Origin of the sequence: Brachybacterium fresconis, assembly GCF_017876515.1 — a bacterium.
Classification (GTDB): domain Bacteria; phylum Actinomycetota; class Actinomycetes; order Actinomycetales; family Dermabacteraceae; genus Brachybacterium; species Brachybacterium fresconis.
The window spans coordinates 1,191,634-1,216,842 of the sequence record NZ_JAGIOC010000001.1 but is presented as its reverse complement, the minus strand read 5'-3'; the positions used below and the strand labels follow the sequence as shown (position 1 = coordinate 1,216,842).

The window sequence follows — 25,209 nt, the reverse complement described above, 5'->3', positions numbered from 1 at the left end:
CCTGCGAGGAACCTCCCGCGAACCTTCACACCTCATCCGGTGCCGCTCCTGCTCCCGCCCCGACGCCGTCCGTACACTGGGGTCCGCGCCGCCCCGGCGGCCACGACCATCCGCAGGAGAAGCCGTGACCCATTCCGCACCCGCCGGCGGCACGACGCCGCAGCCCGGGACCGCCCACCCCGATGCCGACTCGGCCCGAGTCGTCGCCGTGGTGGTGACCTACAACCGCGAGGACCTGCTGCGCGAGTGCCTCGACGCGCTCGAGGACCAGCAGCGACGCCCGGACGCGGTCGTGGTGATCGACAACGCCTCCAGCGACGCGAGCGGTGCGGTCGCCGATGCGCATCCGATCGGGGCCGACGTCGTCCACCTGCGGCGCAACGTCGGGGGAGCAGGCGGCTTCGCGGCAGGCATGGCCCGGGCCCTGGTGCGCCACGGCGCCGACTGGGTGTGGCTGATGGACGACGACACCATCCCGCGCCCCGGCGCGCTCGCAGCGCTGCTGGCCGCCCTCGGGGCCTCCCCGGTGCGGCTGAGCGTGCTCAGCTCCCGGGCGGTGTGGACCGACGGGCGGGATCACCCCATGAACACCCAGCGGGCCCGGCTCGACGCGAGCGCGGCGGAGAAGCAGGACGCCGCCCGCGCCGGGGGCATGCCCATCCGCACCGCCAGCTATGTCTCCGCCCTGCTGAACGGGCAGGACGTGCGCCGGCTGGGACTGCCGTACGCGGACTACTTCATCTGGTCCGACGACTTCGAGCACACCGGGCGCCTGCTGCGCCACGGTCGGGGGCTGCAGGTCCCCGCCTCCGTGGTCGAGCACCGCACGAAGGTCTTCAGCAACGCCCAGGCCAGCCCGGGCGCCCGCTTCTACTACGACGTGCGCAACCGCCTGTGGGCGCTGTTGAGGTCGACGTCCTTCGCTCCGTGGGAGCGCCTCGTCTACGGCGGACGCACCGCGTTCGGCTGGGGCGGACAGCTGCTGCGCCACCGCGGCACCCTCGCGGGCGTGGGAGCACGGGGCCTGATGGCGGCGCTGCGCCGGGGCCCGCGCCCCTCGCCCGTGGTGCTGGCGGCCGACGGGGACGTCGCGGCCGACGTGCGTGCGATCGACCGGGCGGCCGGACGGTGAGCGCCCCGTCGGCCACCCCCGCACCGCAGGGCTCGACCACGCCGTTCGTCGTGCTGATGCCGCTGTGGAAGCGCGATGTGCCCGAGCGCGTCGTGGCGGCCATCACCTCTGCCACCCGTGAGCAGCAGCTGAGACCCGACCTGTTCATCCTCACCGTCGACGGCCCGCTGACCGCCGAGCTCGATGCTCTCGTCGCGCGCGTGGAGGACGGCGGCTTCGGCCCCGCCCGGGTGCTGCGCCATGACGCCCACCGGGGCGTCGCCTCCGCGCTGCAGGACGGGTTGGAGGCCTCGCCCCACGAGCTGGTCGCCCGGGCCGACGCCGACGATCTCTGCCGACCGGACCGCTTCGCCCTGCAGATCCCCGCCATGAGCGGCCCGCCGGCCCTGGACCTGATGGGAGGGGCGATGCGGGAGTTCAGCGATCGTCTCGCCCCCGGGGACGGGCCGCTGCGCACGCGCCCGCTCTCGCACGACGAGATCGTGGCGTACCTGCCCCATCACAGTCCCTTCCACCACCCCACCATCGTGCTGCGTCGCTCCGTGGCCCTGGCCGTCGGGGGATACCGCGACCTGCCGCTGCTGGAGGACTACTGGCTGTGGGAGCGCATGATGCTCGGCGGGGCGAGGATGGGTAACCTCGCGGAGGTGGTGGTCGACTACCGGGTGGACGAGGAGCTGTTCGCACGGCGCGGCGGCTGGCGTCTGTTCGCCAGCGACGTGCGGCTGCAGCGGCGCATGGTGAGGGACCGGGTCACGAGTCCGGGCCTCTTCCTGCGCAATCTCGTCCTCCGCGGCGCGTACCGGGTGGCCCCGGGCTGGGCGCGTCGGCTGGGATACCGCACGTTCATCGAGAAGTCGGCGTGAACAGCGCCACACCTGCGGGTCCATCACCCTCTCGTAACCAGGAGTTTCCCTGGCACGGTTACGGTGACCTGGTTCCCCGCGGACTCTCCGCACCTGTCGAAAGGACCCTCCGTGTCGACTCCTGACCTTCTGATCGTGGGCTCGGGCCTGTTCGGTCTGACCATCGCCGAGCGGGCGGTCGCCGAGCACGGTGCGCGGGTGACCCTCATCGACCGTCGGCCCCACCTCGGCGGCAACGCGTACTCGGAGGTGGATCCGGTCACCGGGATCGAAGTCCACAAGTACGGCGCCCACCTGTTCCACACCTCGAATCCCCGGGTCTGGGAGTACGTGCGGGGCTTCACGGATTTCACGGGCTACCAGCACAAGGTCTACACGACCCATCAGGGCGTGGTGTATCCGCTGCCGATCAACCTCGGCACGATCAACCAGTTCTTCCAGGCCGCGTACTCCCCGGCCGAGGCGCGGGCGCTGATCACCGAGCAGGCCGGTGAGCTGGCCGGCACCGACCCCGAGAACCTCGACGAGAAGGGCATCTCCCTGATCGGTCGTCCGCTGTACGAGGCGTTCATCAAGAACTACACCGGCAAGCAGTGGCAGACCGATCCCAAGGACCTGCCGGCCTCGATCATCTCGCGCCTGCCGGTGCGGTACACGTACGACAACCGGTACTTCAGCGACAAGTACGAGGGCCTGCCGGCGCAGGGCTACACCGCGTGGCTCGAGCGGATGGCCGACCACCCGAACATCGAGGTGCAGCTCGAGACCGACTACTTCGATGACTCGCAGCCGCTGAACAAGGAGGCCGTGCGGGGGAACATCCCGGTGGTCTACACGGGCCCCATCGACCGGTACTTCGACTACCAGCAGGGGGAGCTGGGCTGGCGCACCATCGATCTGGAGACCGAGCACCACGAGGTGGGCGACTTCCAGGGCACCTCGGTGATGAACTACGCCGACGTCGAGGTCCCCTACACGCGCATCATCGAGCCGCGCCACTTCCACCCCGAGCGCGACTATCCCACCGACCGCACGGTGATCCAGCGCGAGTACTCCCGCTTCGCCGAATCGGGCGACGAGCCGTACTACCCCATCAACTCCGGCTCGGACCGCGAGACCCTGCTGGCCTACCGCGAGCTCTCCGACGCGGAGCCGCGGACCCTGTTCGGCGGCCGGCTGGGCACCTACCAGTACCTCGACATGCACATGGCGATCGGCTCCGCCCTGTCGATGGCCGACAACAAGCTGCCCGACCTGCTGCGGGCGTGAGACGACGGCCCCGGCCGGGACCGGCGGGGGCATCCCAGACGCGCCGACGAGGAGCATCATGAACGCGATCCCTGCCGCATCCGGCGGCACCGACGAGACCCCCGAGGTCCCGCCGCAGCGGCTGCTGCAACGACTGATCATGCCCGCAGAGGCGTCGGCGGACATCGTTCCGCTGTACATCGAGGCGGAGGATGTGCGCTCCGGCGTCACCGGCGGCTCCTTCGGGCTCGGAGGCACCGACCGGGACGCGGCGGGGGCGACCACGGACGCGGCGCGACCGGGGACCCAGGTCCACGTGGACGCGACCGAGCTCAACGATCGGTACGCGGTGCAGATCCCGCCGCGTTCGATGCGATCCTTCGCCACCTACTTCAACGCCTTCCCGGCCAGCTACTGGCGCCGCTGGACCCCGGTGCGCTCGATCCGTCTGAGCATCCGCACCGCAGGCCGGGGCGAGCTGGTGATCATGCGCTCCACGGCGCGCGGGACGCTGCAGCGCCAGACGTCCCGCACCGTCGAGGGCGGTCCCGCCGAGCAGGTCTTCGACCTGCCCCTGACCGCCTTCGGCGACGGCGGCTGGTACTGGTTCGACGCCTACTCCGGCGACGAGGACCTCACGATCCTGGGGGCGCGATGGACGGCCGACGCCGATCTTGCCCGCACCGAGGGCACCTTCTCGATCTCGATGACGACGATGAACAAGGTCCCGTACTGCCTGGACAACATCGCCACCATCGCCGAGGACCCGGACCTGCGCGCGCTGCTGGACGTCATGTACGTGATCGACCAGGGATCGGACCGGCTCCGGGACCACACCGACGAGCTCGCCGGGCTCCAGGACGAGCTCGGCGGCCAGCTGCGGATCATCGAGCAGGGCAACATCGGCGGCAGCGGCGGCTTCTCCCGCGGCATGTACGAGGCCTCCACCGCCGGCGCCTCGACCTACGTGATGAACTGCGACGACGACATCGTGATCGAGCCGGAGTCGCTGATCCGGATGACCACCTTCGCCGATTTCGCCACCCGCCCCACGATCGTCGGCGCCCACATGTTCGACCTCAACAACCGTGCGGTGCTGCACACCTTCGGCGAGGTGGTCGATCCCTGGCGGATCCAGCCCTCGCTGCCGGACCCCGAGGCGGTCCTGGGCCATGACTTCTCGATCTCGCCGCTGCGCTCGACCCCGTGGCTGCACCGGCGGGCGGACGTGGACTACAACGGCTGGTGGAGCTGCCTGATCCCGACCGAGACGGTGCGTGCGATCGGGCTGAGCCTGCCGTTGTTCATCAAGTGGGACGACGCCGAGTACGGCCTGCGCGCGAAGCAGGCGGGGTATCCGACGGTGTCGCTGCCGGGCGCCGGCGTGTGGCACATGAGCTGGGTCGACAAGGACGACCTGGTGGGCTGGCAGGCCTACTTCCACGAGCGCAACCGGATCATCACCGCGCTGCTGCACTCCCCGTACGAGCGCGGCGGCCGCGTGGTCAAGGAGTCGCAGTTCATGGACGTCAAGCACCTGATCTCCATGCAGTACTACACCGAGGCCGGGCGGCTGATGGCCCAGCAGGACGTGCTCGAGGGGCCCGACGCGCTGCATCCGTCGATCGGCACCAAGCTGCCCCAGATCCGGGAGATGGCCGCCGCCTTCGACGACGCCTCCGCGAAGAAGGATCTCGACCACTATCCGCCGGTCCGTCTCGACAAGCCGCCGCGCAAGGGCCGGCCCTTCACCGAGCCGGCCCGTCCGCTGCTGCCCGCCTGGACCGTGAAGACCCTGGCCAAGCAGCTGGTGAAGCCGCCGAAGCCCCGCTCCGAGGAGAACCCGCAGGCCGCGATCGCGCACATCGACGCGAAGTGGTGGCGGCTGTCGGCCTACGACAGCGCTCTGGTCTCCAACGCGGAGGGCACCCAGGTGTCCTGGTACAAGCGGGACCGCCGGCAGGTGCGTTCGATGCTGGCCGGCGCGATCGGCGCGCACGTCCAGCTCCACCGCCGCTGGCCCGAGCTGCAGCGCGCCTACCGGGAGGCCGCCCAGCGCATCACCTCCTTCGAGGCCTGGGAGCGGACCTTCGCGCAGAACCCTGCCCCGGTCCGCGACCGCGACCGGGACGAGGCCGCTGTCGCCGCAGAGGCCGGGGACGCACCGGCGTGACCGCGGCAGCACAGCCTCCCGCGGCGGATCAGCCTCCCGCGGCAGGACCCCCGTCCCGCGCCGAGCAGGCGCAGGGGTGGCGGGCACCGGGGCAGGACGCCGGATGGCTGAACCCTCTGCACGAGCGGTTCCTGCTGAGGCTGCTGGTGCGCAAGGAGCTGCGGGTCCGGTATCGCGGCAGCATGCTCGGCATGCTGTGGAGCTACGTGAAGCCCGCGGTGCAGTTCATCGTCTTCTACATCGCCCTGGGCGTGTTCCTGGAGCTGAACAAGGGCACCCCCGCCTATGCGGTGTACCTGTTCAGCGGGATCGTGGTGATCAACCTGTTCGGGGAGGTGTTCGGCAACGCCACCCGGTCGATCACCGGCAACGCCCCGCTGGTCTCGAAGATCTACCTGCCCAGCCAGCTGTTCCCCTGGTCGTCCATGATCGTGGCGCTGGTGCACTTCGTGCCGCAGCTGCTGGTGCTGGTGGTGGGGGCGCTGCTGTTCGGCTGGCTGCCCTCGCCGACCGCGCTGGTCGCCTTCGGCCTGGGCATGCTGATCCTGCTGGTGTTCACCATGGGACTGGGCATGCTCGCGGCCGCGCTGAACGCCGCCTTCCGGGATGTCGAGAACTTCGTGGACCTGCTGGTCATGGTCGCCACCTGGTTGTCCCCGGTGCTGTACCGGATCACGATGGTCCAGGAGGCGATCGGGGGGACGATCTGGTGGTGGCTGTACCAGCTGAACCCGCTGACCATCGTGGTCGAGCTGTTCCACGTCGCCTTCTGGCGCTACTCCCCGGAGGTCGTGGAGGGGGTCGCGCAGGATCCCTCGCTGATGGCTCCCGGGGAGCCCTTCGGCCTGTGGTGGGCCGGGCTGCTGATCGCCGGGGCGACCTTCGTCCTCGGCACCGTCGTCTTCGAGCGCTCCACGCGGCGCTTCGCGCAGGAACTGTGAGGGCAGCGCCGTGATGAGTCCGAACCCGCAGGATGTGCCGACCTCGGCCGCCGTCCCCACCGAGACGGAGATGGTGCGCGTCGAGCACGTGACCAAGCAGTTCTCCCTGCGCCACGATCACTCCCTCAAGGAGCTGGTGTTCTCGGCGCTGCAGCGCAAGAAGCTGGCCGACACCTTCCTGGCCCTGGACGACGTGGACCTCACCGTGCACGCGGGGGAGACGGTGGGGCTGATCGGCTTCAACGGCTCGGGGAAGTCCACGCTGCTCAAGACCATCTCCGGGGTGCTGTTCCCCGATCGCGGGCGGGTGATGCTGCGCGGGAGGGTGGCCGGCCTGATCGAGGTGGGGGCCGGATTCCACCCTGATCTGTCCGGGCGCGAGAACGTCTATCTCAACGGGGCGATCCTCGGCATGAGCCGGGCGCAGATCGAGGCGAAGTTCGCCGAGATCGTCGCCTTCAGCGAGATCGAGGAGTTCATCGACACCGAGGTGAAGTACTACAGCTCGGGCATGTTCCTGCGCCTGGCCTTCTCGGTGGCGGTGCACACCGATCCGGACATCTTCCTGGTCGACGAGATCCTCTCGGTCGGCGACGAACCCTTCCAGCGCAAGTGCCTGGAACGGATCCGGGAGCTCCAGGAGGCCGGGCGCACGATGGTCGTGGTCTCCCACGAGCTGGAGATGCTCGAGAAGCTGTGCACGCGCATCGTCGTGCTGCGCCGGGGCTCGATCGTCTTCGACGGGGACCCGACGCAGGCCGTCGCCACCCTGCGCGCGGACTGAGCTGCCACCGCGGGCGGGACGCGCCGCAGCGGTCAGGCGCCGCTCGCGTGTCCCGTGACCGCTTCCTCCCGGGCCCGGTCCTCGCCGACCGCAGCCCGAGGACCGACGATCCCGCCGCCGGCCAGCAGGGCACCGAGCATCTCGGGCGCCGCGGTCAGCCCGTCGCCCGCCACCAGGAGCCGCGTCACCGCGCCCCCGCCGAGCGGGGCGGCGACGGCGGGCGAGGGGCCGCTCCAGGCCGGCAGGTCGACGCCCAGCTGGTCCGGGCTCGCCCGCACCTCCGCCACCCAGTCGTGGGCCAGGGCCGGCAGCGTTCCGTCGAAGCGGGGCGCGAGCGAGACCGCCTCGAGGGCCAGCACCTCGTCGGCGTCCGCGGCGAGGGGGGAGTCGGGACGATCCGTCGCCACCACCCGGGGCGCCGGGCCGGCGGCGGCGTGCTCGGGGTCCTGTTTCCCGTCTCGGTCTCGGTCCAGGATCGTCACGTCCGCGCCGAGCGACCAGGCGGCCAGGGCCAGCGCCAGACGCTTCCAGTGCACGGGAAGGTCCAGCACCACCGTCTCCTCGGGTTCGAGGGCGAGCTCGTCGTGCAGATGGCCGATGGACTTGATCACCCAGTTGGCCAGCACGTGCCCGGACAGCTCGATGCGGGCGGCTTCGCCGTACCAGGCGAGGGCGGGGCGGGGCCCGCTGCGCTCGAGCGCCGTGAGCAGCTGGGTGGATGTCTGGGGGCTCATCGTGGATCCTCCGGGGTCAGGGGGTGGGTGATCTCGATCTGCACCGGCGGCAGGGGGTCGGCGATCGACTCCGCGCCGAGGGCGGTGCGGATCCGTTCGGCGAGCTCCCCGGCGGCGATCCAGTCCGCAGGCCCCGCGCCGAGGGGCGTGACCTCGATGCGCACGACGGGCGGGGTGCATGGACCGTCGGGCCCGTCCGGGGCCGGTGCGCCCCGGGGGACCGAGGCATCGCCCGGTGGTGGGGGTACCGCGTTCCCGTCCGATCGGTCGGTATGAGCGGCGCCGCGTCCGAGGGGCGAGGCGAGACGGGCGGTCGCGCGGCGGGCCGCGGTCCCGGGGCGGGGGAGTGCGGCCACCTCGAGGGCACGACGGAGGCGTTCTGCCGCGGGCTCGGGGGACATCCGGGCGATCGGCTCCTGGTCGAGGGAGAGCCCGAGGGCGACCCACACCGACTCCAGGCTGGGTCGGCGGAACCAGTCCTCGCCCCCGGTGCGGGAGAGGTCGCGCGCCGGGACGTCGGCTCCGGTCGCCGCGGGCACCCCGCGCACGATCGCCGCGGGCACCCCGCCGGACTTCCCCTTGACGAGGTCCGCGGCGGCGGCGATCTCGTCGGCCAGCGCCCGGACCGTGACGCTCAGCGGGCGGCCGTCGGCGTCGACCTCTCCGCGCAGGTCCTGCAGGGAGGCGACGCCGGCGGCACCGAGAGCGATGTCCCCCACCCCCATGCGCCAGATCCGGGAGGAGGTGTCCGTCAGCAGCACGCCGAGCTGCAGGTCCAGCTGCTCGGCCAGCGCATCCCGCAGCCGTCGGGCACAGGCGTCGGGGTCCTCGGGCAGCAGCAGCGGCCCGTCGGGGGCGTTCGAGGAATCCACCCCGGCGGCGGCCATCACCGGCCCGGAGGGGATCTGCACCACCGAGGTGACGACGTGGGTGTGGCGGCGGCGGGCGACGGTCCGCACGGCCGCGGCCTCGACCGCGGCGTCGCGCTCCTCCGGGGCCACCCGCAGTCCGGCAGCCTTCGAGACGATCTTGGTCGAGACGCACAGCACGTCGCCGTCGCGGACCCGGAGGGTCTCCAGCTCGGGGGCGAGCAGGGTCGCGAGATCATCACCCTCGCGGATCTCCGGGATACCGTGGACGGGCAGGACCTGGACCGCTCCCGGGGACGGCGGGCGGCTCGACGGGACGCTCGCGGACGGTGCGACCTGCGGACTCTGTGTCGGGGTCACAGGAACCTCCCCGGGATGTGATTCGGTCGGTCGGAGGGGCGCGGCGCGCCGAGCGCGCTTGACGCCCCATAACTACACGGGTGTATTTTAGGGCCGCAACAGGCCTTCGGTGGTCATCAGCAGTGGAAGGAGAGGTGGCGATGGACGACGAACAGGTCAAGGATGACGCACGTGCGGAACTGTCCCTGCTCGACCTCGCCGGGCAGGGCGCCGACGAATCCGGCACCTCATGGCACGACCTCGAGGACCTTGAGGACGTCGAGATGTCGTGGCAGGAGCGCGCCCTGTGCGCGCAGACGGATCCGGAAGCATTCTTCCCGGAGAAGGGTGGTTCCACGCGTGAGGCGAAGAAGGTGTGCGTCTCCTGCGAGGTGCGTGCCGAGTGCCTCGAGTACGCGCTGGAGAACGATGAGCGCTTCGGGATCTGGGGCGGACTGTCGGAGCGTGAGCGTCGCAAGCTCAAGCGCCGGGCGGTCTGACGACGTCCCTCGGTGAGTCAGCCCCATGTCACCGCTGTCGTCCTGCTGAGCGGGTCGACGTCCGAAGGGTCCCATCGCGCGAGCGTCGAAGCGCTGGTCGGGCAGACCCGACCCGCTGACCGGGTGCTCGTCCTCGCCCCCACCGATCTCCCCGACGCCGTCCTGGCGGCCCTCGACCAGCAGCTCGGCGACGGCACCGTCGACGACGTCCTGATGACGGCGGGCTCCGTCGGGCGCTCCGGCGCCGTGCGCGAGACCCTCGACCATCTCTCCCACGGCCACGAGCCCGCGCCGGAGGGGAGCGCCGCGGACGAACGCGGTGCGGACTCGGGGACGGACCGCGCGAACCGCCGAAGCGGCCGCCGTGCCCGCGCGGTCGACAGCGCCAGCGTCGAACGACGACGCACCCAGCAGGCCGAGGACCTCGCCCGGATCCCGCAGCGACTGCGCGAGGAGCGTTCCCGGCCCGGGCGCCGCGCCGGTCTGGCCGCAGGGGTAGACGACGAGAGCTGGCTGTGGTTCGTCGTCGACGGCTCCACTCCGGCCCTGACCGCGCTCGAGCAGCAGCTCGCGATGGTCGCCGACGCCCCCACCACCGGCGTGGTCGGGGCCAAGCGCGTCCGCCGCAGCACCCCCGGATCCGCAGCGGGCACGTCCGGACCCGCAGAGGGCACGGCCGTGGCCGCAGCGGGCACGTCCGGACCCGCAGCGGGCACGGCCGGGGCCGACGAGCCGGAGCAGGACCTCACCGCGGACGGAGCCGACGTGCTCGTCGACGTCGGCCTCACGCTGACCCACGGCGGACACATCATCACCGGTGTGGACCCAGGCGAGATCGATCAGGGACAGGCGGACTGGCGCCAGGACGTCCTCGGCGTCGCCCTGCCCGGGATGCTGATCCGCGAGCAGACCCTGCGGGAGGTCGGCGGGCTCGATCCCGACCTCCCCGCCCCCTGGGCCGAGATCGACCTGTGCCGCCGTGTGTGGCGCTCCGGCGAGCGGGTCGCGGTGCAGTCCTCTGCGCGCGTGCTGTTCCCCCGACCGACCCGCCCCCGCCTCGAGCGGCTGCGGGAGCAGGGCACCGGCAGGATGCTGGTCCAGCTCAAGCACCGCTCCCTGCTCATGGCGCTGGGGCTGTTCCTGCTGCTTCCCCTGGTCACGCTCGCCCGCATGATCGGAGCGGTCGCCGCCTCCCAGCCCCGGCGGGCCGGGATGGAGCTGCGGGCCTGGGCGGCGGCGATGCCGCGGGTGCGCCGGGTGCTCTCCCGCGGGCTGCGTGACCGGCGTCGGGCCCGGGTTCCCGCCGGACGCCTCGCTCCCCTGTACCTGCCCCGGGGCGAGGGGGCGCGCCGACGTCTCGAGAACGTCTGGACCCGCGTGTTCGCCGACGACGACCGTCGCCGCCGCATCCGGCGCACCACCTGGGGTATCGCCGGGACCCACCACGGCGTGGACGACGCCGACTACGGCCGCCACACCGTCTGGAGCGTCGTCGTCGCGCTGTCCGCGACCGTGCTCGGCCTGGCGGCGCTGCGCCGCCTCTTCGGTCGGGGCGAGCTGACCGGGCCCGGTCTGCGCGCGCTGCCCGAGAACTGGACCGCGGCCTGGGAGGCCGCCTGGTCCACCTGGATCCCGGGCGGCCTGGGGGAGCGCGGACCGGGCGATCCGCTGCTGCGTCTGCTGGGTCATCTGCCGATCACCGGCTCGACCCTGGTGGAGGCCGTCGTCCTCGCGGTCGTGCCGGTCAGCGCGCTCGCGGCCTGGTGGGCCGCCGGGGCGATCACCCGTGCCGTCGGGGCGCGCCTGGTGATCGCGACCGTCTGGGCGCTGGCCCCCTCGCTCATCGCGGCCCTCGCCGTCGGGGCCTGGCCGCTGCTGCTCGTCCACGCTCTGCTTCCGCTGCTCGCCCTCGCCGTGGGGCGCGCCGTCGGGCTGCCGCACAAGGCATCCCAGGCCAGCGTCTCCGCGGCTGCCGCCGGCGGGCTGCTGCTGCTGGTGATCGGAGCGGTCCAGCCCGTCCTGGTGCTGCTGGCGGCCCTCGCCCTCGTCCTGATCGCGCTGACCGTGCCGGGACGGCGGCTGCGCCTGCTGTGGGTGCTGCTGCCCTCGCTCGCCCTGCACGCCCCGTACGTGCCCGTCTACCTCGGCCACCCCGAGACGCTGCTGGCCGTCAGCGGGGTGCCCGCGCGCGCCGGCACCACGACGACCACGGACCTGCTGTCGCTGTGGCCCGTCGCGTCCGGGCTCCAGGACCAGCTCACCCCGATGCTCGGGGCGACCGGCGCGCTGCTGCTGCCGATGCTCCCGGTGGTCCCCGTCGTCCTCGGCGCGCTCGCCGCCCCGTGGCTTGCGGGGAACGCCGGCCGGGCCGGCCGCTTCAGCGTGCTGCTGGCCGCCGTGGGCCTGATGACGGTGCTGCTGGTGCGCGAGGTCCCGGTGGCCGTCGCCGGAGATCAGCTCGCCCCGGCCCCGCTGCACGCTCTGCTCAGCGCGACGCTGCTGGCGCTGTCCGCCGGCGCCGCCGCGAGCTTCGACGCCCTCGCCCGGCGCGAGGCGGGCGACGGCCCCGGACGGCGCGCGATCACCGGCGTGATCGGCACCCTGGTCGCCGCCGTGTGCGTCGTCACGGTGGTCGGGTGGACGCTCCTGCTGCCCGGCCAGCTCCGCCTGGACCGCGTCGAGGGCGGGGAGGTCCCCGCAGCAGCCGCCGACCAGGGCCGCACCGATGCCCGCAGCCGCGTGCTCGTGCTGGACCAGCAGGAGGACGCCTCCGTCACCGCTCGCCTCGTCGTCCACGGCGGGGACACGGTGATCCAGCACGCGGCGATCGCCGATGCCCGGGCCGTGGACACCGTCGGGACCGGGGCCGCGATCGACGAGGACCCCGCCGACGCCGCCCTGCGCCAGGCCGTGGCGCGGATGCTGTCCACCGGGGCGGATCCCGGGGCCGACGGTGAAGAGGCCACCTCGGCGCTCGCCATCGGCTACGTCGTCGTCGAGGGGGACACCGGCGAGCAGACGGAGCTCGTGTCCACCCTGGACGCTTCCACGCTGCTGGAGAAGGTCACCGAGGGCAGCCGGGGTGGCATGTGGCGCGTGATCGACGCGGCGCCGCGCGCCGTCGTGCTCGGCGGCGAGGAGCCCGTCGCCCTGTCCAGCGGCGTCATCGGCGCCACGGGGGAGATCCCGACCGCCGACGCGGAACGGACCGTGCTGCTGTCCGAACGCCACGACAGCCAGTGGCGGGCGACCCTCGACGGCGCCGAGCTCGAGCCGGTCGCGGTCGACGACTGGGCCCAGGGGTTCATCGTCCCGGCCGGTCAGAGCGGTCAGATCGACATCCACCGCGAGCAGCCCGCCCGGCTCCTGTGGCAGATCCTGCTGTACGCCACGATCGCCCTGACCGTGCTGATCTCGATCCCCTGGCGCGCGCGCACCCGTTCCGCGGAGGAGATGTATGGCTGAGAACGATCCCGGCCCGCTGGACGATGAGGCCGATGCCTCCGAGGCCCGGGCCCCGCGCCGCGGACGGGCGCGTCCGGTGCTGGCCGTGGCCGCCCTGATCCCGCTGGCCGCGGCCGTCGGCGCCGTCAGCGTCTCGCCCCCGCCCGAGACCACGGCGGTGACCCGGGCCGAGACCCGGTCCCAGCCCGGGCCGAGCACGCTGCGCTGCCCGGGCCCGCTGCAGATCCCCGAAGGACTGTTCACCGGGGGAGCCGACGACGAGCTCGCGCTGACGCCGCCGAGCGACTCGATCGGACTGAACTCCGTGGCGCTGGAGACAGACTCCTCACTGCTGTTCGGCACCGTGAGCGGATCCGAGACACAGCAGCAGGCCGATGGCAGCGCCCGCGCACCGTCCCTGACCACCGTGGACGGCGACGGAAGCACCCTCGAGGACGCGACCGCCGCCTCGACGCTGGGGGTCGGCGTCCAGACGCTCGGGGAGATCGAGCAGACCCCCTCGGTGCAGGCGGCCGCCGCCGAAGGGTCCCGCCCCGTCGCCGATGCCGTGCAGTCCAGCGTCACCACCAGCGGGGACTTCCGCTCGCTGGCCCTGAGCCGCTGCGAGGAGCCCACCACGGATGCCTCCTTCCTCGGCGTCTCGACCGCCCGCGGGGACAGCTCCGTCCTCGTCCTGCACAACCCGACCCAGCGCCCGGCGACCGCCTCGGTGCAGATCTGGACCGAGGACGGCCCGGCCCCGATGGAGGGCCGCAGCCAGGTCACCGTCGCCCCGGGGGGCGAGGAGCGGGTGCTGCTGGAATCCGTGGCCGGAGGTCACGACGCCATCGGCGTGCACGCCTCCGTGCTCGGCGCCCCGCTGTCGATGCACGTCCAGACCACGCAGCGCGACGGCCTCACGCCCGGGGGAGCCGAGATCCTCTCCCCGCTGCCCTCCGCCGCCGTCGAGCAGGTGCTGCCGGGCCTCGAGGTCACCGGAGGGACGCCGACCGTGGTGCTGGCCAATCCCCGCGGCGCGGACACCACGGCGAGCATCGAGGTGACCGGGCCGGACGGCCCGGTCGCCGACGCCGCCGAGGACGTCGACGTCCCCGCCGGGGCCGTGGTCCCGGTGCCGCTCCCGTCCCTGGCGGACGGGGCCTACTCGGTCTCCGTCCGCTCGCAGGACCCGGTGCTCGCCGTCGCCCGCACCGCCGCCACCGGCCAGGACCTCCCGGGAGACACCGTCGCGGCCCCGGTCGACTTCGCCCTGGTCAGCCCGGCCCCCGCCCTGAGCACGAGCGGCCTGCTGGCTCTGCCGCCGGAAGGCGCGGTCGGCGCTCTGACCCTGGCCGCCACGGAGGACGCGAGCGTCACGGTGGTGCCGATCGGAGCGGACGGCACCGCCGGCACCCCGGTCGAGGTCGACCTCGACGCGGGCACCTCCGGCGTCGTCCCCTGGCAGGAGCTGGCGATCGACAGCATGCGCACCCGGGCGCTCACGGTCGTGCCCAGCACCCCCGGAGCCGTCCACGCCGGATGGATGCAGCGCGAGGACGACGGGAACGGGGGAGACCTCATCTCCTCGCTGCCGGTGCCCTCCGCCCAGCTGGACGCCGAGACCCTGACGGTGCGGCTCACCGAGTAGGACCGGGCTCGCCGCGCAGGAGCAGGCATGTCGCGCAGGGCCGGGCACGCCGCGCAGGAGCAGGTGCGTCGCGCTGGACCGGGTGTGTCGCGGACCGCGTCACTCGAGCCAGGCGTCGGGGTCCACGTCCTCCGGGGGGATGTTCAGCAGCGAGCCGATCTGCTCGGCCAGCACCTGGCGCACCAGTGTCTCCAGCTCCAGCTCCCCGAGGCACCGGGTCTGGACCGGACGGCGGTAGACGATCACCCGTGCAGGATGCTCGCGCGTCGGCGGCAGCGCCCGCCCCAGCAGCACGGTCGCGTCCTCCCAGGGGGCGGGATCGGACGGCGGGACCTCCTCGACGAGCACCTGCAGATGCGCGAGCCGACGGGGGAACCGCTCGGCGAGCGCCGCCCCGGCCTCGGCGACCGTGTCGTCGAACTGCTGCCGACGCGTGCGGTACCCGGGCACGTGCGGCGGGATCAGATCCCAGCGCCGGCCGCGCCCGTGCCGATCACGGCGCCGCGGCCCGGGGCGAGGACCCGGTGAGGCCGGGGGGAGCGGCGCGACATCCATGGGGCAACCCTAGCGCTCGCGGCCGGGCCCTCCCTGGTCCGGGCGCGCCGCCGACGCCGCGGTGGGCGGCCTGCGTACACTGCTGGACGTGCCAGCTCGTGAATGCTCCAGAACCGCCTGCTCGCGACCGGCCGTGAGCTCCTTGACCTTCGTGTACGAGGACTCGACGGCGGTGCTGGGGCCGCTGTCGCGCAGCAGCGAGCCCCATGCCTACGACCTGTGCAGCGAGCACGCCACGGGCATGACCGCCCCGCGGGGATGGGAGCTGCTGCGCGTGCCCGGCAGCGGGGGCGAGGTCAGCGACGACCTGGTCGCCCTCGCCGATGCCGTCAGGCCCCGGCCGGAGCCCACCGAGGAGCCCGGGCCGGGCCCCGCGCCCTCGCCCCGGCCACCGCGGCGCTCCGCCGACCAGGACGAGCAGCCCGGCCGTCACCTGCATGTCATCAGGAGCACGCATGACTGAGTCCACCGGCCCGACCGCCGCGTCCCGGACGGACCACGCTGGTCGCGCAGATCTCTCCGGGATCGTCACGGCCGTCGACGTGCGCGGCATCGCCGGCCAGGAGCTGACCGTCGACGTGGCCCGCGCCTTCGGCGCCGCCTTCACGGACCACCTCGAGGCGCCGGCGCTGATCGTCGCCCACGACATGCGACTCAGCTCTCCCGAGCTGGCCCGCGCCGTGATCGAGGGGGCCGTCCGCCGCGGGGCGATCGTCGCCGACGCCGGACTGTCTGCGACCGATCAGCTGTACTGCGCCTCCGGGCTCCACCACGCGGCCGGCGTGATGGTCACCGCCTCGCACAATCCCGCCGCGGACAACGGCCTGAAGCTGTGCCTGCCCGAGGCGCGCCCGGTCGGTCGCGAGACGGGGCTCGAGGAGATCCGCCGCGGCGCCGAGGCCTACCTGGACGCCGGGGAGATCCCCGCCCGCGGCGAGGGCCGCACCCAGGAGCTGGACACCCTTCCCGACTACGTCCGGACGCTCCACGACCTGGTGAGCGTCTCCGATCGGCGCCGACTGCGGGTGGTGGTCGACGCCGCCGATGCCATGGCGTCGCTCACCGCCCCCGCGGTGCTCGGTGCGCTGGACCAGGTCGAGCTGATCGGGCTCCACCTCGAGCTCGACGGCACCTTCCCCCACCACCGCGCCGACCCGCTGGACCGCGAGACCCTCCGCGACCTGCAGGAGGCCGTGGTGGCCGAGGGGGCCGATCTCGGCCTGGCCTTCGACGGGGACGCCGACCGCTGCGTGGTGCTCGACGAGACCGGCGCCCCGATCCCGCCCTCGGCTGTGACGGCGCTCATCGCCCGGCGCGAGGTGACCCGCGCCCGCGCCGCCGGCCAGGAGCGTCCCGCCGTCGTCGCGAATATGGTCTCCTCCCGCCACGTGGCCGAGACGGTGCGCGAGGCCGGCGGGGAGCCGGTGCGCTCGCCGGTGGGCCACTCCCTGATCAAGGCGCTGATGGCCGAGCACGACGCGGTGTTCGGCGGGGAGCACTCGGCGCACTACTACTTCCGGGACTTCTTCTACGCCGACTCCGGAATGCTCGCGGCCCTGCACGTGCTGGCGGCGCTCGCCGAGACCGACTCCCCGGCCTCCGCCCTGGTCGCCGAGCACGACCCCTATCCCTCCAGCGGGGAGATCAACTCTCGGGTGCGGGACGCGGCCGCGGCGCGGGAGCGGGTGCGCGACCACGTGGCCCGGATCCCCGAGGCGGCCACGGACGACCTGGACGGGCTGACCGTCGAGCACTGGGACGGAGATTCCCGCCCCGAGGAGCGCTGGTGGTTCTCCCTGCGCTCATCGAACAGCGAGCCGCTGCTGCGGCTGAACGTCGAGGCGGAGCGGGAGACCACCATGATCCGGATCCGGGACGAGATCCTGGCGATCGTGCAGGACGAGGATCTCGCGGGAGCACACGGCGTGGACGCGGCGACCACCTCCGGTGCCGCTGCCCCGGAGGCGACCACCGGGGAGACCACGCCGACCGATGACGCCGGGGCGGCGACCGTCTCCGGCGGTGCCGAGGTGCCCGGCTGGCTGCGCTCGCGGCTGCGGTGTCCCGACTGCGGGGGCGAGCTGGCCGACGCCGAGGCGGCACTGCGGTGCACGCGGTGCGCCCGTCGGCATCCGATCGAGGACGGGATCCCGGTGCTCATCGCCGGACGGACGGACCCGCCGGCCCTCTGAGGCGCCCCGTCGCCCTGTTCCGCCGTCGTCGCCCTGAGCCGCTGGGCCCTGTGCCGCCGCCGCCCCGAGCCGCCGTCGCGCTGCTCCGCCGCCGTCGCGCTGCTCCGCCGCCGTCGCGCTGCTCCGCCTCCGTCGCTCGGAGCAGCGACAGTGTCATTGTGGGCGCCTCCGCACCTGGTGAAGCGCCCGAACGGACACTCTCGATCTCGGGTCCGAGGCGCGACGCGAGGACGCTCTCGATCTGGGGGCCCGAGGCGGCGGCTCCGCAGCGACGGCCGGCCCCGATGCCGTGTCCGAACCGGCGGTCCGCGTCCCGTCAGCCGCTGAACGGCACCGCACGGACCTCGGCCGAGAGCTCGACCTGGCGATCCTGGGCGCGTCGCAGGCGTGTCTCGTCCCGCCGGGAGCGCTCGGCCACCACGGCCGCCAGGAACTCCTCGGGATCTGTGCCCGGCGGCGGCGCGGGCGCGACGTGCGGAAGGGTGCGATGCAGCAGATCGCGGGAGATCTGCCGACGCGAGGCGGGATGGACCGACCCCGAGCGCGGCAGGAACGAGCGGATGTCCTGCATCAGCGTCAGGGGCAGCCGTCCGACGTCCGCCGTGTCCGCCCAGGACCTCAGCACCTCCGGCACCTCGACCCGAGCGGGCTCGAGGTCGCGCATGCGCTCCTGGATCACCACGGTGCCGGCCAGCAGATCACCGAGGCGGCGGGAGCGACGATCGATCACGGACGAGGCGAGCGCGAGCGATCCGGCGGTCGACCAGATCTCCAGCATCGCCATGACGGCGCGGAGCAGGCTCTGCCGCACGTGCACCGGCCCGCCGTCGTCCCGCACCACCCGGGTGCCCATCGCCAGCCGGCCCACCGAACGCCCTCGCAGCAGCAGCTCGCTGAGCACCGGGTAGCCGACGTAGGCGAGCACCGACACCGTCACGATCGCGGCGGCGACCAGCCCGTCATCGAGGTCCGCGCGCGCCGCGGCGACCGAGACCGCGAGCGTGCCGAGAACCAGGACCCCCAGCTGCAGGGCCCCGTCGATCAGGGCAGCGAGCATGCGGGCGGCGAAGGAGGCCGTGCGCAGATCCAGCAGCACGGCATCACCCGTGATCACCGCCTCGCGGTCGAGGCCGGCCGGGGTGGCCGTCGCGGAACCCGTCGTCGTCATGGCTCCATCCTGACACCGCGGGGCGGCCGGGGTCAGCGTCGAGCGTCGGCTTCCGACCGAGCCGACTCCGACTTTCGTCGGCGGTCGGGGCGCGGGCGGCGTCATACGCTGAGAGCGTGGACACCGACGCCTTCATCGCCGTGCACCGACCGCAGTGGGAGCGGCTCGGAACCCTGACCCGCGCCCGGGCCCTCGACGCGGCCGGGATCGACGAGCTGATCTCCCTGTACCAGGAGACCGCCACCCATCTGTCCACGGTGCGGTCGACGAATCCGGACCCGGCGCTGACGGCGCACCTGTCGCTGCTGGTCCACCGCGCGCGACTGCGGATCACCGGTGCCCGCATCCCGCTGTGGAAGCACGCCCGCACCTTCCTGTGGGAGGACCTGCCCGCGGCCCTGTACACGGCGCGCTGGACCGTCGCGCTCGCTGCGGGGATCTTCCTGCTCTCCGCCGTCGTGACCGGGCTGTACTTCGGGCTGGACCCGGTGGCTCGAGAGCTGGTGGTGCCCGAGGCGGCCCAGCGCTCGCTGGCCCAGCGCGACTTCGTCTCCTACTACTTCGAGGGCGAGGCCTCGGGCTTCGCCGCGCAGGTGTGGACGAACAACGCCTGGATCACCGTCCAGGCAGTCGTGTTCGGCGCGACCGGGATCTGGCCGGTGATCATGCTGCTGCAGAACGGGCTGAACATCGGCCTGTCCGCCGGGGTGATGGGCGCCTACGGCGGTCTGGGCACCTTCTTCGTCTACATCCTCCCGCACGGGCTGCTCGAGATCACCGCCGTGCTCGTCGGTGCCGGTGCCGGCCTGCGCACTTTCTGGGCCTGGGTGCGCCCGGGTCCGCTGCCCCGGATGTGGGCCCTGTCCCAGGCCGCCCGCGCTCTGGTGACCGTCGCGATCGGCCTGGTGCCGGTGCTGCTGGTCTCCGGCTTCCTGGAGGCCTTCGTGACGCCCAGCGGCCTGCCGACCGTGGTGCGGGTCGGCCTCGGCGCCGTGGCGTGGCTGGCGTTCATGGTGTTCATGCTCGGTCGCGGCCGGCAGGTGCACCGCCGTGGCATCACGGGCGACTTGTCCGAGGAGATGGTCGGCGACAGCATCGCCACCGCCGGGTGAGAGGCTCCGCGCCCCGCACCTCCTGCCTCGCGGCCGCGTTCCGGAGCCAGAGGTCCTCGTCGCAGAGCCGCCGCGTCTCGGAGCTGCCTCGTCTCAGAGCCGCCCGGCGGCTTTGAGCGCCAGGTAGGCATCCGCGAGGGACTGCGGTGCCCGCTCCGGCGGGGCATCGACCACGTGCGCCCCGACCCGCTCCAGCGCGCGCGAGACTCCGCCGCGCTCGGTGCGGGCCTGCTCGGCGGCCGCCGCCCGGTACACCGACTCCAGGTCGCCCCGGCCGGCGGCGAGCTCCTCGAGGGCCGGATCGGAGACGGAGGCGACCACCAGCGGATGATCCTTGGCGATGCGCGCCGCCACGGGCAGCAGACCGGTGTGGACCACGGAGGATTCGACGGGGGTCAGCAGCACCACCAGCGAGCCGCGGCGGGCCCGCTGGGAGATCGTGGCTGCGGCGCGTTCCCAGTCGGTCTCCACCAGTGCGGGATGCACGGCCGCGGTCGCGGTCACCATGTCGTTGAGCACCGTGGTGCGCGAGCGGCCCAGCACCGAGACGTGCGGGATGCGGTCGATGCACAGCAGGTCCACGCGGTCCCCGGCCTGCCCGGCCAGTGCGGTCAGCAGCAGGGCCGCATCGAACGCGGAGTCCAGCCGGGTCGCCTCCCCGAGCCGCCCGGCCGAGGTGCGGGAGGTGTCCACGACGATCAGCACGTGCCGGTCCCGCTCCGGGCGCCACGTGCGCACCACGACGCTGCGACGGCGAGCGGTGGCGCGCCAGTCGATCGAACGCACGTCGTCGCCGTCGACGAAGTCCCGCAGCGAGTCGAACTCGGTGCCCTGGCCGCGCTGGTGGATCGCGGCGAGGCCCTCGATCTCCCGCAGCCGCTGCACCCGGGAGGGCAGGTGGCGGCGGGAGCCGAAGGGGTGCAGGGCCAGCAGGCGGCCGGGTGCCTCGGCCCGGGCGGTGCGGCGGGCGAGGCCCAGGGGCCCGCGGGAGGCGATCAGCAGCACCCGCGAACGGTGCTCGCCGCGCCGGGTGGGGGTGAAGGATTGCCCGATCGCGCGTCGTTCGAGCGCCGGGACGCGCAGCTCGGCCCGCTGCTGCGACAGTCCGGCGGTGGGATTCCAGGCGTCGCGCACCTCGAGGGAGACGGCGCGACGCGTGGGGTTGGTCAGCAGCAGCCGTCCGCTGACCTCCTGGCCCAGCCGCACCTGGATCGGTGCTTCGCGGCGCACCCGGATCGACCTCGGGTTCGGGGCCGCGAGGGCATCGGCGAGCACCACCAGCGCCCACGCCGCCAGCAGTGCCAGCAGCACCCACCAGGTCGGCCACAGCACGATCACGGGCAGGGCGAGCAGCGCGGCCAGGGCCGCGCGCGGGGTCAGCGAGATCCTCATCGACGAGGCCTCAGCGGGGCACGGGCACGGAGGCGAGGGTCGCGGCCAGCACGGATTCGACCTGCGTGCCCTCCAGCTCCGACTCGGTGGTCAGGCGCACCCGGTGCGACAGGGTGGCGGGGGCCATCGTCTTGACGTCGTCGGGGGTGATGAAGTCCCGCCCGGAGAGATATGCCCAGGCGCGGGAGGTGCGCAGCAGCGCGATCGCGCCGCGGGGCGAGACGCCGAGCGACAGGCTGGGGGAGCGGCGGGTGGAGCGGCACACGTCCACGATGTATTGGACCACCGGATCCTCGGCGACGACGCGGGCGACGTCGTCCTGGGCCCTGTGCAGGGAGGGGACGTCCACCACGGGGCCGAGCCCCATCGCGGACAGGTCGGTGGTGTCGAAGCCGCCGGCGTGCCGGCGCAGCACGTCGACCTCCACCTCACGGTCGGGCAGCGGCATGACCGCCTTGAGCAGGAAGCGATCCAGCTGCGCCTCCGGCAGGGTGTAGGTGCCGTCGAACTCGATGGGGTTCTGGGTGGCGATCACCAGGAACGGATCGGGCAGCGGCCGGCTCGCCCCGTCGACCGTGACCTGACGCTCCTCCATCGCCTCCAGCAGGGCGGACTGCGTCTTCGGCGGGGTGCGGTTGATCTCGTCGGCCAGCAGCAGGTTGGTGAACACGGGGCCCTCGCGGAAGACGAGATCGCTGGTGGTGTTGTCGTAGATCAGCGATCCGGTGATATCGCCCGGCATCATGTCGGGCGTGAACTGCACGCGGCGCATCCGCACGTCCAGCGCGGCGGCCAGGGACCGCACCAGAAGCGTCTTGGCCACGCCGGGAACGCCCTCGAGCAGCACATGGCCGCGGCAGAGGAGGGCGACGACGAGGCTGGTCACGGCCGCGTCCTGGCCGACGATGCCCTTGTGGATCTCGGCCGAGAGGCTCTGGAGATCCGTCCGGGTGTCCTGGTCGACGTCGGGGGTGTCGGTCATCGGTCGATCTCCTTCTCGAGACGGTCGAGGTCCTGGGCGAGGTGCACGAGGTCCTGGTCGCTGGTGACGGGGGTGGGTCCGAGCAGCTCGCTGAGCTGCTCGGGGGTGTGGTCGACATGGGGCGCGAGGGCGGCCAGCAGGCCCTCGAGGGCGGATTCGCGGCGCAGCCCCAGGCGGTCCGCGAGGCGGGTGGCGGAGGCGGAGCGCAGGGAGGCGGCCGCCGCGTCGCGGGAGCCGGACTGCTGCAGCATCCGGGCCCGGCCGAGGACGAGCTCCTGGGGGCGGACGGTGACCGGCAGCGGTTCGACGACGACGGGCCCGAAGCGGCGCCCGAGCGCGATCAGGGCGATCGCGGCGACGGCGAGCAGCCACAGGGCCAGGGGCCCGGCCCAGCTCGGGAGGTAGCCGAGGATGGTCTGCCCGGAGGTGCTCATCGGGTCGGAGGGGGAGGGGATGTACCAGGTCAGCTCGCCCGCGCTGCCCAGGGCGTTCAGCGCCAGCGCGGAGTTGTCGGCCGCCGCGATGCCCTCGTTGGTCAGCAGGTCCGCGCTGCCGAGGACGAGGATCCCGTCAGCGGCGGCGATCAGGGAGCCCTCGCCCGAGCCGAAGCAGCCCTGGGCCGGGCCCGACGTGCGGTAGAGGGTGGAGGGCCCGTACAGCCCGTCGGCGCCGGGCACGTGCAGCGTCCGGGCGCCGTGGGCGAGGTCCCCGCAGCCCGGGTCGGGCGAGAGGTCGGTCGCGGTGCGAAGGGACCCGGCGGGGGCGATGTCCGAGGTGAGATAGGACAGGCTGACGAAGTCGGGCTCGACCAGCACCAGGCGGCCGTCCCCGGCCTCCCGGGCGTCGGCCAGCGTCGTCAGCTGCTGGGCCGACAGCGAGCTCGGCGCGGTCACGAGCACCGTGCCGCCGCCGTGCAGCGCCTCCGTGGCATCGGTCGTGTGGCGGTCCACGTCCACCTCGACGTCGAGGTCCTCGAGCACCTGCACCACGGCCTTGGAGCCCTGCGCGGTGGGGGCGTCGGGCTCGAGCGGTCCGTCGCGGTAGAACCCGCGGGCGACGGAGGCCAGGACGGCGGCGAGCACCGCGAGGGTGACCAGGATGACCAGCCAGGGGCGTCGGCGCTCCGCGGCAGGGGCTTCCGGACCCGGTGCGGCCGTGCCGCCGGTGGTGCCCGGTGCGGCGGCACCGCCGATGGTGGGAGCGGGGGCGCTCGGCGCAGCGGTGCGCGGTGGGGCCGCCGGGCTCATGGGCGCTCCCCGGGGCCGGCCTCGGCGGCCTCGTCGTCGGCCGCGGAGGCGTCGTCGGTCTCGGCCGCGACGAGGTCGGGGGCCGATTCGGCGATGTAGTCGGCCAGGCGCAGCAGGTCATCGGCCTGCTTCTCGGTGGCCGCACGGTGGGAGTAGGCGGCGGTGTCGAAGGCATCGGCCCCGCGCAGCAGGCGGCCGCGCAGATCGGGATAGGCGCGGGCGGCGCGGGAGGCCGCCTCGTGGGCCGTCATACCGGCGGAGACGTCGAGCAGGGTGCGCACTTCGAGATCGCGCACCAGGGCGCGCAGGGCCAGCACGGTGCCGTCGTCGGTCCGTCCGGCCGCGATCGCTTCCCGGGAGGCGGTGCGCAGCTCGGGGGCCGAGCGCACCGGGTCGGCGTCGAGCTCGGGGGCGACCGCGAGCGAGGGGTTGCGGCGGATCAGGCCGGTGCGGCGCAGCACCAGCACGGCCACGGCCACCAGGACCCCGATCAGCAGCACGGCGAGGACCGCCTGGGTGGTGGAGGTGCCGTCGATGCCGTCGACGACGTCGACGAGCCATTGCTCGATCGCCCCCAGCAGCCACTGGAGGAACCCGGGGGAGTTGTCGTACTCCGACTTCGAGAGTTCATCGAGCAGGCGGGAGCGCGCCTCGTCCGGGTCCACGGGCGGGGGACCGGCGGTGATCATCGCCCGCCGCTCCCGTCGGCGTCCCAGCTCTGCCGGGCCCGCCGCGTCAGCTCGACGTCCCACGCCTCGTGGCGCATGCGGCTGTCGGCGTAGAGGGCTGCGAACCCGGCCGAGAGGAACGGCGCCAGCAGCACCGTCGCCAGGTAGGAGCCGAGCATCGAGATCACCGTGAGCACCATCATCCCGAGCACGATGGCCTGCATCGAGCTGGCCAGCAGGATCACGAAGTAGGCGAGGCCGGCCACGAAGCCGAACACCCCGGCGAGCACCTGCACGGCGAGCGAGTAGATGACATAGAGCAGCACGCCGATGCCCAGCACCCGCCAGAGCTTTCGCCCGGCGGTCAGACGGAAGGCCCTGGCGATCGAGCCGAGCACCCCGGTGTCCTCGATGACCAGCGCGGGGATGGCCAGGATGGTGCGGGCCCAGACCCAGATGGCGGCGAGCACCCCGATCCCCAGACCGACGAGAAGCGCCCCGATGGTCAGCACGGTCGCCTCCCGCATCAGCACCAGCGGCAGGACGCCGAGGGCGGTGGGCACGCCGACGGCGATCACAGTCAGCAGCCCGACCAGGATGCTGATCCCGATCGCGGGCAGAGCCAGCGTCCGCGTGCGCGCACGCATCTGCGCGCCGGTGATCGTGTGCCCGGTGGCCTCACCGATCGCGACGGCGGTCAGGGCCGCGGTGACTAGGGAAGCGGCCAGCATGGTGATCACCCATGAGACCACCGAGGAGACGACCGTCAGCACGGTGTCGGAGGCGGAGAAGGTCCCCCCGGAGGAGGCGGCGGAGGAGGTGGGGTCCTCCATCATCGCCTGCATGTCGCCCATCATCGGGATCATTCCCGCCCCGGTCGTGAAGGTCATGATCACGAACGCGACCCCGTAGACGGCGGCGGCGAGGGCGAGCACGGTCCGCGCCCGCAGCCGATAGATGCGCACGGCGGCCCCGAGCACCTCGCCGAGCCCGAGGGGGCGCAGGGGGAACAGCGGCAGGGACTGGACCAGCTCCCGTCGCGGGCCGTCGGACGGGGCGCCTCCGGCGGGTCCGGGACCCGTCGCCGGACCCTCCGCGGGGTGGTCGGCGGCAGGCAGGTCGGAGCTCTCGCTCGATCCCGGTGCGGTCCATCCCGTGCTCATCTGTCCTCCTGCTGCAGTGCGGTCCCGCCCGGGCGCGATGGCCGGGCCGGGA

At 73.3% G+C, this 25,209-nt stretch carries 21 protein-coding genes; 12 read left to right on the top strand and 9 right to left on the bottom strand.

Annotation, left to right across the window (positions count from 1 at the left end; genetic code table 11):
• Window positions 1-124: 124 nt before the first annotated feature.
• The 6 genes from JOF44_RS05575 (at window position 125) to JOF44_RS05550 (ending at window position 7,144) form a co-directional block, all read left to right on the top strand.
• Window positions 125-1,132, top strand: a complete 1,008-nt coding sequence (locus JOF44_RS05575; protein ID WP_209888367.1) for a glycosyltransferase — start codon at window positions 125-127, stop codon at window positions 1,130-1,132.
• A complete protein-coding gene (locus tag JOF44_RS05570; RefSeq protein ID WP_342591675.1) occupies window positions 1,129-1,998 on the top strand; it encodes a glycosyltransferase in 870 nt (289 codons plus the stop codon). Before JOF44_RS05575 ends, JOF44_RS05570 begins: the two co-directional genes overlap by 4 nt.
• A 111-nt stretch (window positions 1,999-2,109) precedes the next feature.
• Window positions 2,110-3,267 (top strand): UDP-galactopyranose mutase, encoded by a 1,158-nt coding sequence (gene glf, locus JOF44_RS05565; protein ID WP_209888364.1) that lies wholly within the window; start codon window positions 2,110-2,112, stop codon window positions 3,265-3,267.
• A gap of 58 nt (window positions 3,268-3,325) precedes the next feature.
• On the top strand, window positions 3,326-5,419 hold the full coding sequence (locus tag JOF44_RS05560) for a glycosyltransferase (protein ID WP_209888361.1): 2,094 nt from the start codon (window positions 3,326-3,328) through the stop codon (window positions 5,417-5,419).
• Window positions 5,416-6,360 carry an ABC transporter permease gene (locus JOF44_RS05555; RefSeq protein WP_209888358.1) on the top strand — a complete coding sequence of 315 codons (945 nt, stop codon included), beginning with the start codon at window positions 5,416-5,418 and terminating at the stop codon, window positions 6,358-6,360. Before JOF44_RS05560 ends, JOF44_RS05555 begins: the two co-directional genes overlap by 4 nt.
• Before the next feature lie 13 nt (window positions 6,361-6,373).
• Window positions 6,374-7,144 carry an ABC transporter ATP-binding protein gene (locus JOF44_RS05550; RefSeq protein ID WP_209895707.1) on the top strand — a complete coding sequence of 257 codons (771 nt, stop codon included), beginning with the start codon at window positions 6,374-6,376 and terminating at the stop codon, window positions 7,142-7,144.
• Window positions 7,145-7,176: 32 nt separating this feature from the next.
• On the opposite strand, the gene JOF44_RS05545 is transcribed toward JOF44_RS05550, so the two are convergent.
• The gene (locus JOF44_RS05545; RefSeq protein ID WP_209888356.1) at window positions 7,177-7,878 is read right to left on the bottom strand and encodes a TIGR03089 family protein; all 702 of its coding nucleotides are present in this window, start codon (window positions 7,876-7,878) and stop codon (window positions 7,177-7,179) included.
• Window positions 7,875-9,107 (bottom strand): coenzyme F420-0:L-glutamate ligase, encoded by a 1,233-nt coding sequence (cofE, locus tag JOF44_RS05540; protein WP_209888354.1) that lies wholly within the window; start codon window positions 9,105-9,107, stop codon window positions 7,875-7,877. Before cofE ends, JOF44_RS05545 begins: the two co-directional genes overlap by 4 nt.
• 140 nt (window positions 9,108-9,247) lie before the next feature.
• Between cofE and JOF44_RS20945 the strand changes: the two genes are divergently transcribed.
• The 3 genes from JOF44_RS20945 to JOF44_RS05525 are packed head-to-tail and all read left to right on the top strand — an operon-like array spanning window position 9,248 to window position 14,678.
• Window positions 9,248-9,586 (top strand): WhiB family transcriptional regulator, encoded by a 339-nt coding sequence (locus JOF44_RS20945; protein ID WP_281067078.1) that lies wholly within the window; start codon window positions 9,248-9,250, stop codon window positions 9,584-9,586.
• A gap of 12 nt (window positions 9,587-9,598) precedes the next feature.
• The gene (locus JOF44_RS05530) at window positions 9,599-13,051 is read left to right on the top strand and encodes a hypothetical protein (protein ID WP_209888352.1); all 3,453 of its coding nucleotides are present in this window, start codon (window positions 9,599-9,601) and stop codon (window positions 13,049-13,051) included.
• Window positions 13,044-14,678: a DUF5719 family protein gene (locus JOF44_RS05525; RefSeq protein WP_245348862.1), complete on the top strand. Its 1,635-nt coding sequence runs from the start codon at window positions 13,044-13,046 to the stop codon at window positions 14,676-14,678. Before JOF44_RS05530 ends, JOF44_RS05525 begins: the two co-directional genes overlap by 8 nt.
• A gap of 99 nt (window positions 14,679-14,777) precedes the next feature.
• Here the strand turns inward: JOF44_RS05525 and JOF44_RS05520 are convergent, their stop codons facing one another.
• Window positions 14,778-15,233: a metallopeptidase family protein gene (locus JOF44_RS05520; protein WP_209888350.1), complete on the bottom strand. Its 456-nt coding sequence runs from the start codon at window positions 15,231-15,233 to the stop codon at window positions 14,778-14,780.
• Between the two features lie 61 nt (window positions 15,234-15,294).
• Here JOF44_RS05520 and JOF44_RS05515 point away from each other — a divergent pair, with 61 nt between their 5' ends.
• Both JOF44_RS05515 and JOF44_RS05510 read left to right on the top strand, forming a co-directional pair.
• Entirely contained in the window at window positions 15,295-15,696 is a 402-nt protein-coding gene (locus JOF44_RS05515) for a DUF3499 domain-containing protein (protein ID WP_425351031.1), read from the top strand.
• Window positions 15,689-17,425 (top strand): phosphomannomutase/phosphoglucomutase, encoded by a 1,737-nt coding sequence (locus JOF44_RS05510; RefSeq protein WP_209888348.1) that lies wholly within the window; start codon window positions 15,689-15,691, stop codon window positions 17,423-17,425. Before JOF44_RS05515 ends, JOF44_RS05510 begins: the two co-directional genes overlap by 8 nt.
• 316 nt (window positions 17,426-17,741) lie before the next feature.
• On the opposite strand, the gene JOF44_RS05505 is transcribed toward JOF44_RS05510, so the two are convergent.
• Window positions 17,742-18,593: an RDD family protein gene (locus JOF44_RS05505; RefSeq protein ID WP_209888346.1), complete on the bottom strand. Its 852-nt coding sequence runs from the start codon at window positions 18,591-18,593 to the stop codon at window positions 17,742-17,744.
• A gap of 116 nt (window positions 18,594-18,709) precedes the next feature.
• Here JOF44_RS05505 and JOF44_RS05500 point away from each other — a divergent pair, with 116 nt between their 5' ends.
• Window positions 18,710-19,705, top strand: coding sequence for a stage II sporulation protein M (locus JOF44_RS05500; protein ID WP_209888343.1), 996 nt, complete (start codon window positions 18,710-18,712; stop codon window positions 19,703-19,705).
• 93 nt (window positions 19,706-19,798) lie between these two features.
• Here the strand turns inward: JOF44_RS05500 and JOF44_RS05495 are convergent, their stop codons facing one another.
• From JOF44_RS05495 to JOF44_RS05475, 5 genes are read right to left on the bottom strand one after another with little or no spacing between them, the layout of a single operon-like run.
• Window positions 19,799-21,097, bottom strand: a complete 1,299-nt coding sequence (locus tag JOF44_RS05495) for a DUF58 domain-containing protein (protein ID WP_209888340.1) — start codon at window positions 21,095-21,097, stop codon at window positions 19,799-19,801.
• Window positions 21,098-21,107: 10 nt separating this feature from the next.
• Entirely contained in the window at window positions 21,108-22,079 is a 972-nt protein-coding gene (locus JOF44_RS05490; protein WP_245348861.1) for an AAA family ATPase, read from the bottom strand.
• Entirely contained in the window at window positions 22,076-23,326 is a 1,251-nt protein-coding gene (locus JOF44_RS05485; protein WP_209888337.1) for a DUF4350 domain-containing protein, read from the bottom strand. Before JOF44_RS05485 ends, JOF44_RS05490 begins: the two co-directional genes overlap by 4 nt.
• Complete coding sequence (locus tag JOF44_RS05480) at window positions 23,323-24,015, bottom strand: DUF4129 domain-containing protein (protein WP_209888335.1); 693 nt, start codon at window positions 24,013-24,015, stop codon at window positions 23,323-23,325. Before JOF44_RS05480 ends, JOF44_RS05485 begins: the two co-directional genes overlap by 4 nt.
• Window positions 24,012-25,157: a glycerophosphodiester phosphodiesterase gene (locus JOF44_RS05475; protein WP_209888331.1), complete on the bottom strand. Its 1,146-nt coding sequence runs from the start codon at window positions 25,155-25,157 to the stop codon at window positions 24,012-24,014. The genes JOF44_RS05480 and JOF44_RS05475 overlap by 4 nt, the downstream gene beginning before the upstream one ends.
• Window positions 25,158-25,209: the final 52 nt, after the last annotated feature.

Excerpts from the sequence above, each read along its gene's own strand:
- JOF44_RS05560 (WP_209888361.1), top strand. The coding sequence starts at position 3,326 with ATGAACGCGATCCCTGCCGCATCCGGCGGCACCGACGAGACCCCCGAG.
- JOF44_RS05550 (WP_209895707.1), top strand. The coding sequence starts at position 6,374 with ATGAGTCCGAACCCGCAGGATGTGCCGACCTCGGCCGCCGTCCCCACC.
- JOF44_RS05545 (WP_209888356.1), bottom strand. The coding sequence starts at position 7,878 with ATGAGCCCCCAGACATCCACCCAGCTGCTCACGGCGCTCGAGCGCAGC.
- JOF44_RS20945 (WP_281067078.1), top strand. The coding sequence starts at position 9,248 with ATGGACGACGAACAGGTCAAGGATGACGCACGTGCGGAACTGTCCCTG.
- JOF44_RS05525 (WP_245348862.1), top strand. The coding sequence starts at position 13,044 with ATGGCTGAGAACGATCCCGGCCCGCTGGACGATGAGGCCGATGCCTCC.
- JOF44_RS05520 (WP_209888350.1), bottom strand. The coding sequence starts at position 15,233 with ATGGATGTCGCGCCGCTCCCCCCGGCCTCACCGGGTCCTCGCCCCGGG.
- JOF44_RS05510 (WP_209888348.1), top strand. The coding sequence starts at position 15,689 with ATGACTGAGTCCACCGGCCCGACCGCCGCGTCCCGGACGGACCACGCT.
- JOF44_RS05505 (WP_209888346.1), bottom strand. The coding sequence starts at position 18,593 with ATGACGACGACGGGTTCCGCGACGGCCACCCCGGCCGGCCTCGACCGC.
- JOF44_RS05495 (WP_209888340.1), bottom strand. The coding sequence starts at position 21,097 with ATGAGGATCTCGCTGACCCCGCGCGCGGCCCTGGCCGCGCTGCTCGCC.
- JOF44_RS05490 (WP_245348861.1), bottom strand. The coding sequence starts at position 22,079 with ATGACCGACACCCCCGACGTCGACCAGGACACCCGGACGGATCTCCAG.
- JOF44_RS05485 (WP_209888337.1), bottom strand. The coding sequence starts at position 23,326 with ATGAGCCCGGCGGCCCCACCGCGCACCGCTGCGCCGAGCGCCCCCGCT.
- JOF44_RS05480 (WP_209888335.1), bottom strand. The coding sequence starts at position 24,015 with ATGATCACCGCCGGTCCCCCGCCCGTGGACCCGGACGAGGCGCGCTCC.
- JOF44_RS05475 (WP_209888331.1), bottom strand. The coding sequence starts at position 25,157 with ATGAGCACGGGATGGACCGCACCGGGATCGAGCGAGAGCTCCGACCTG.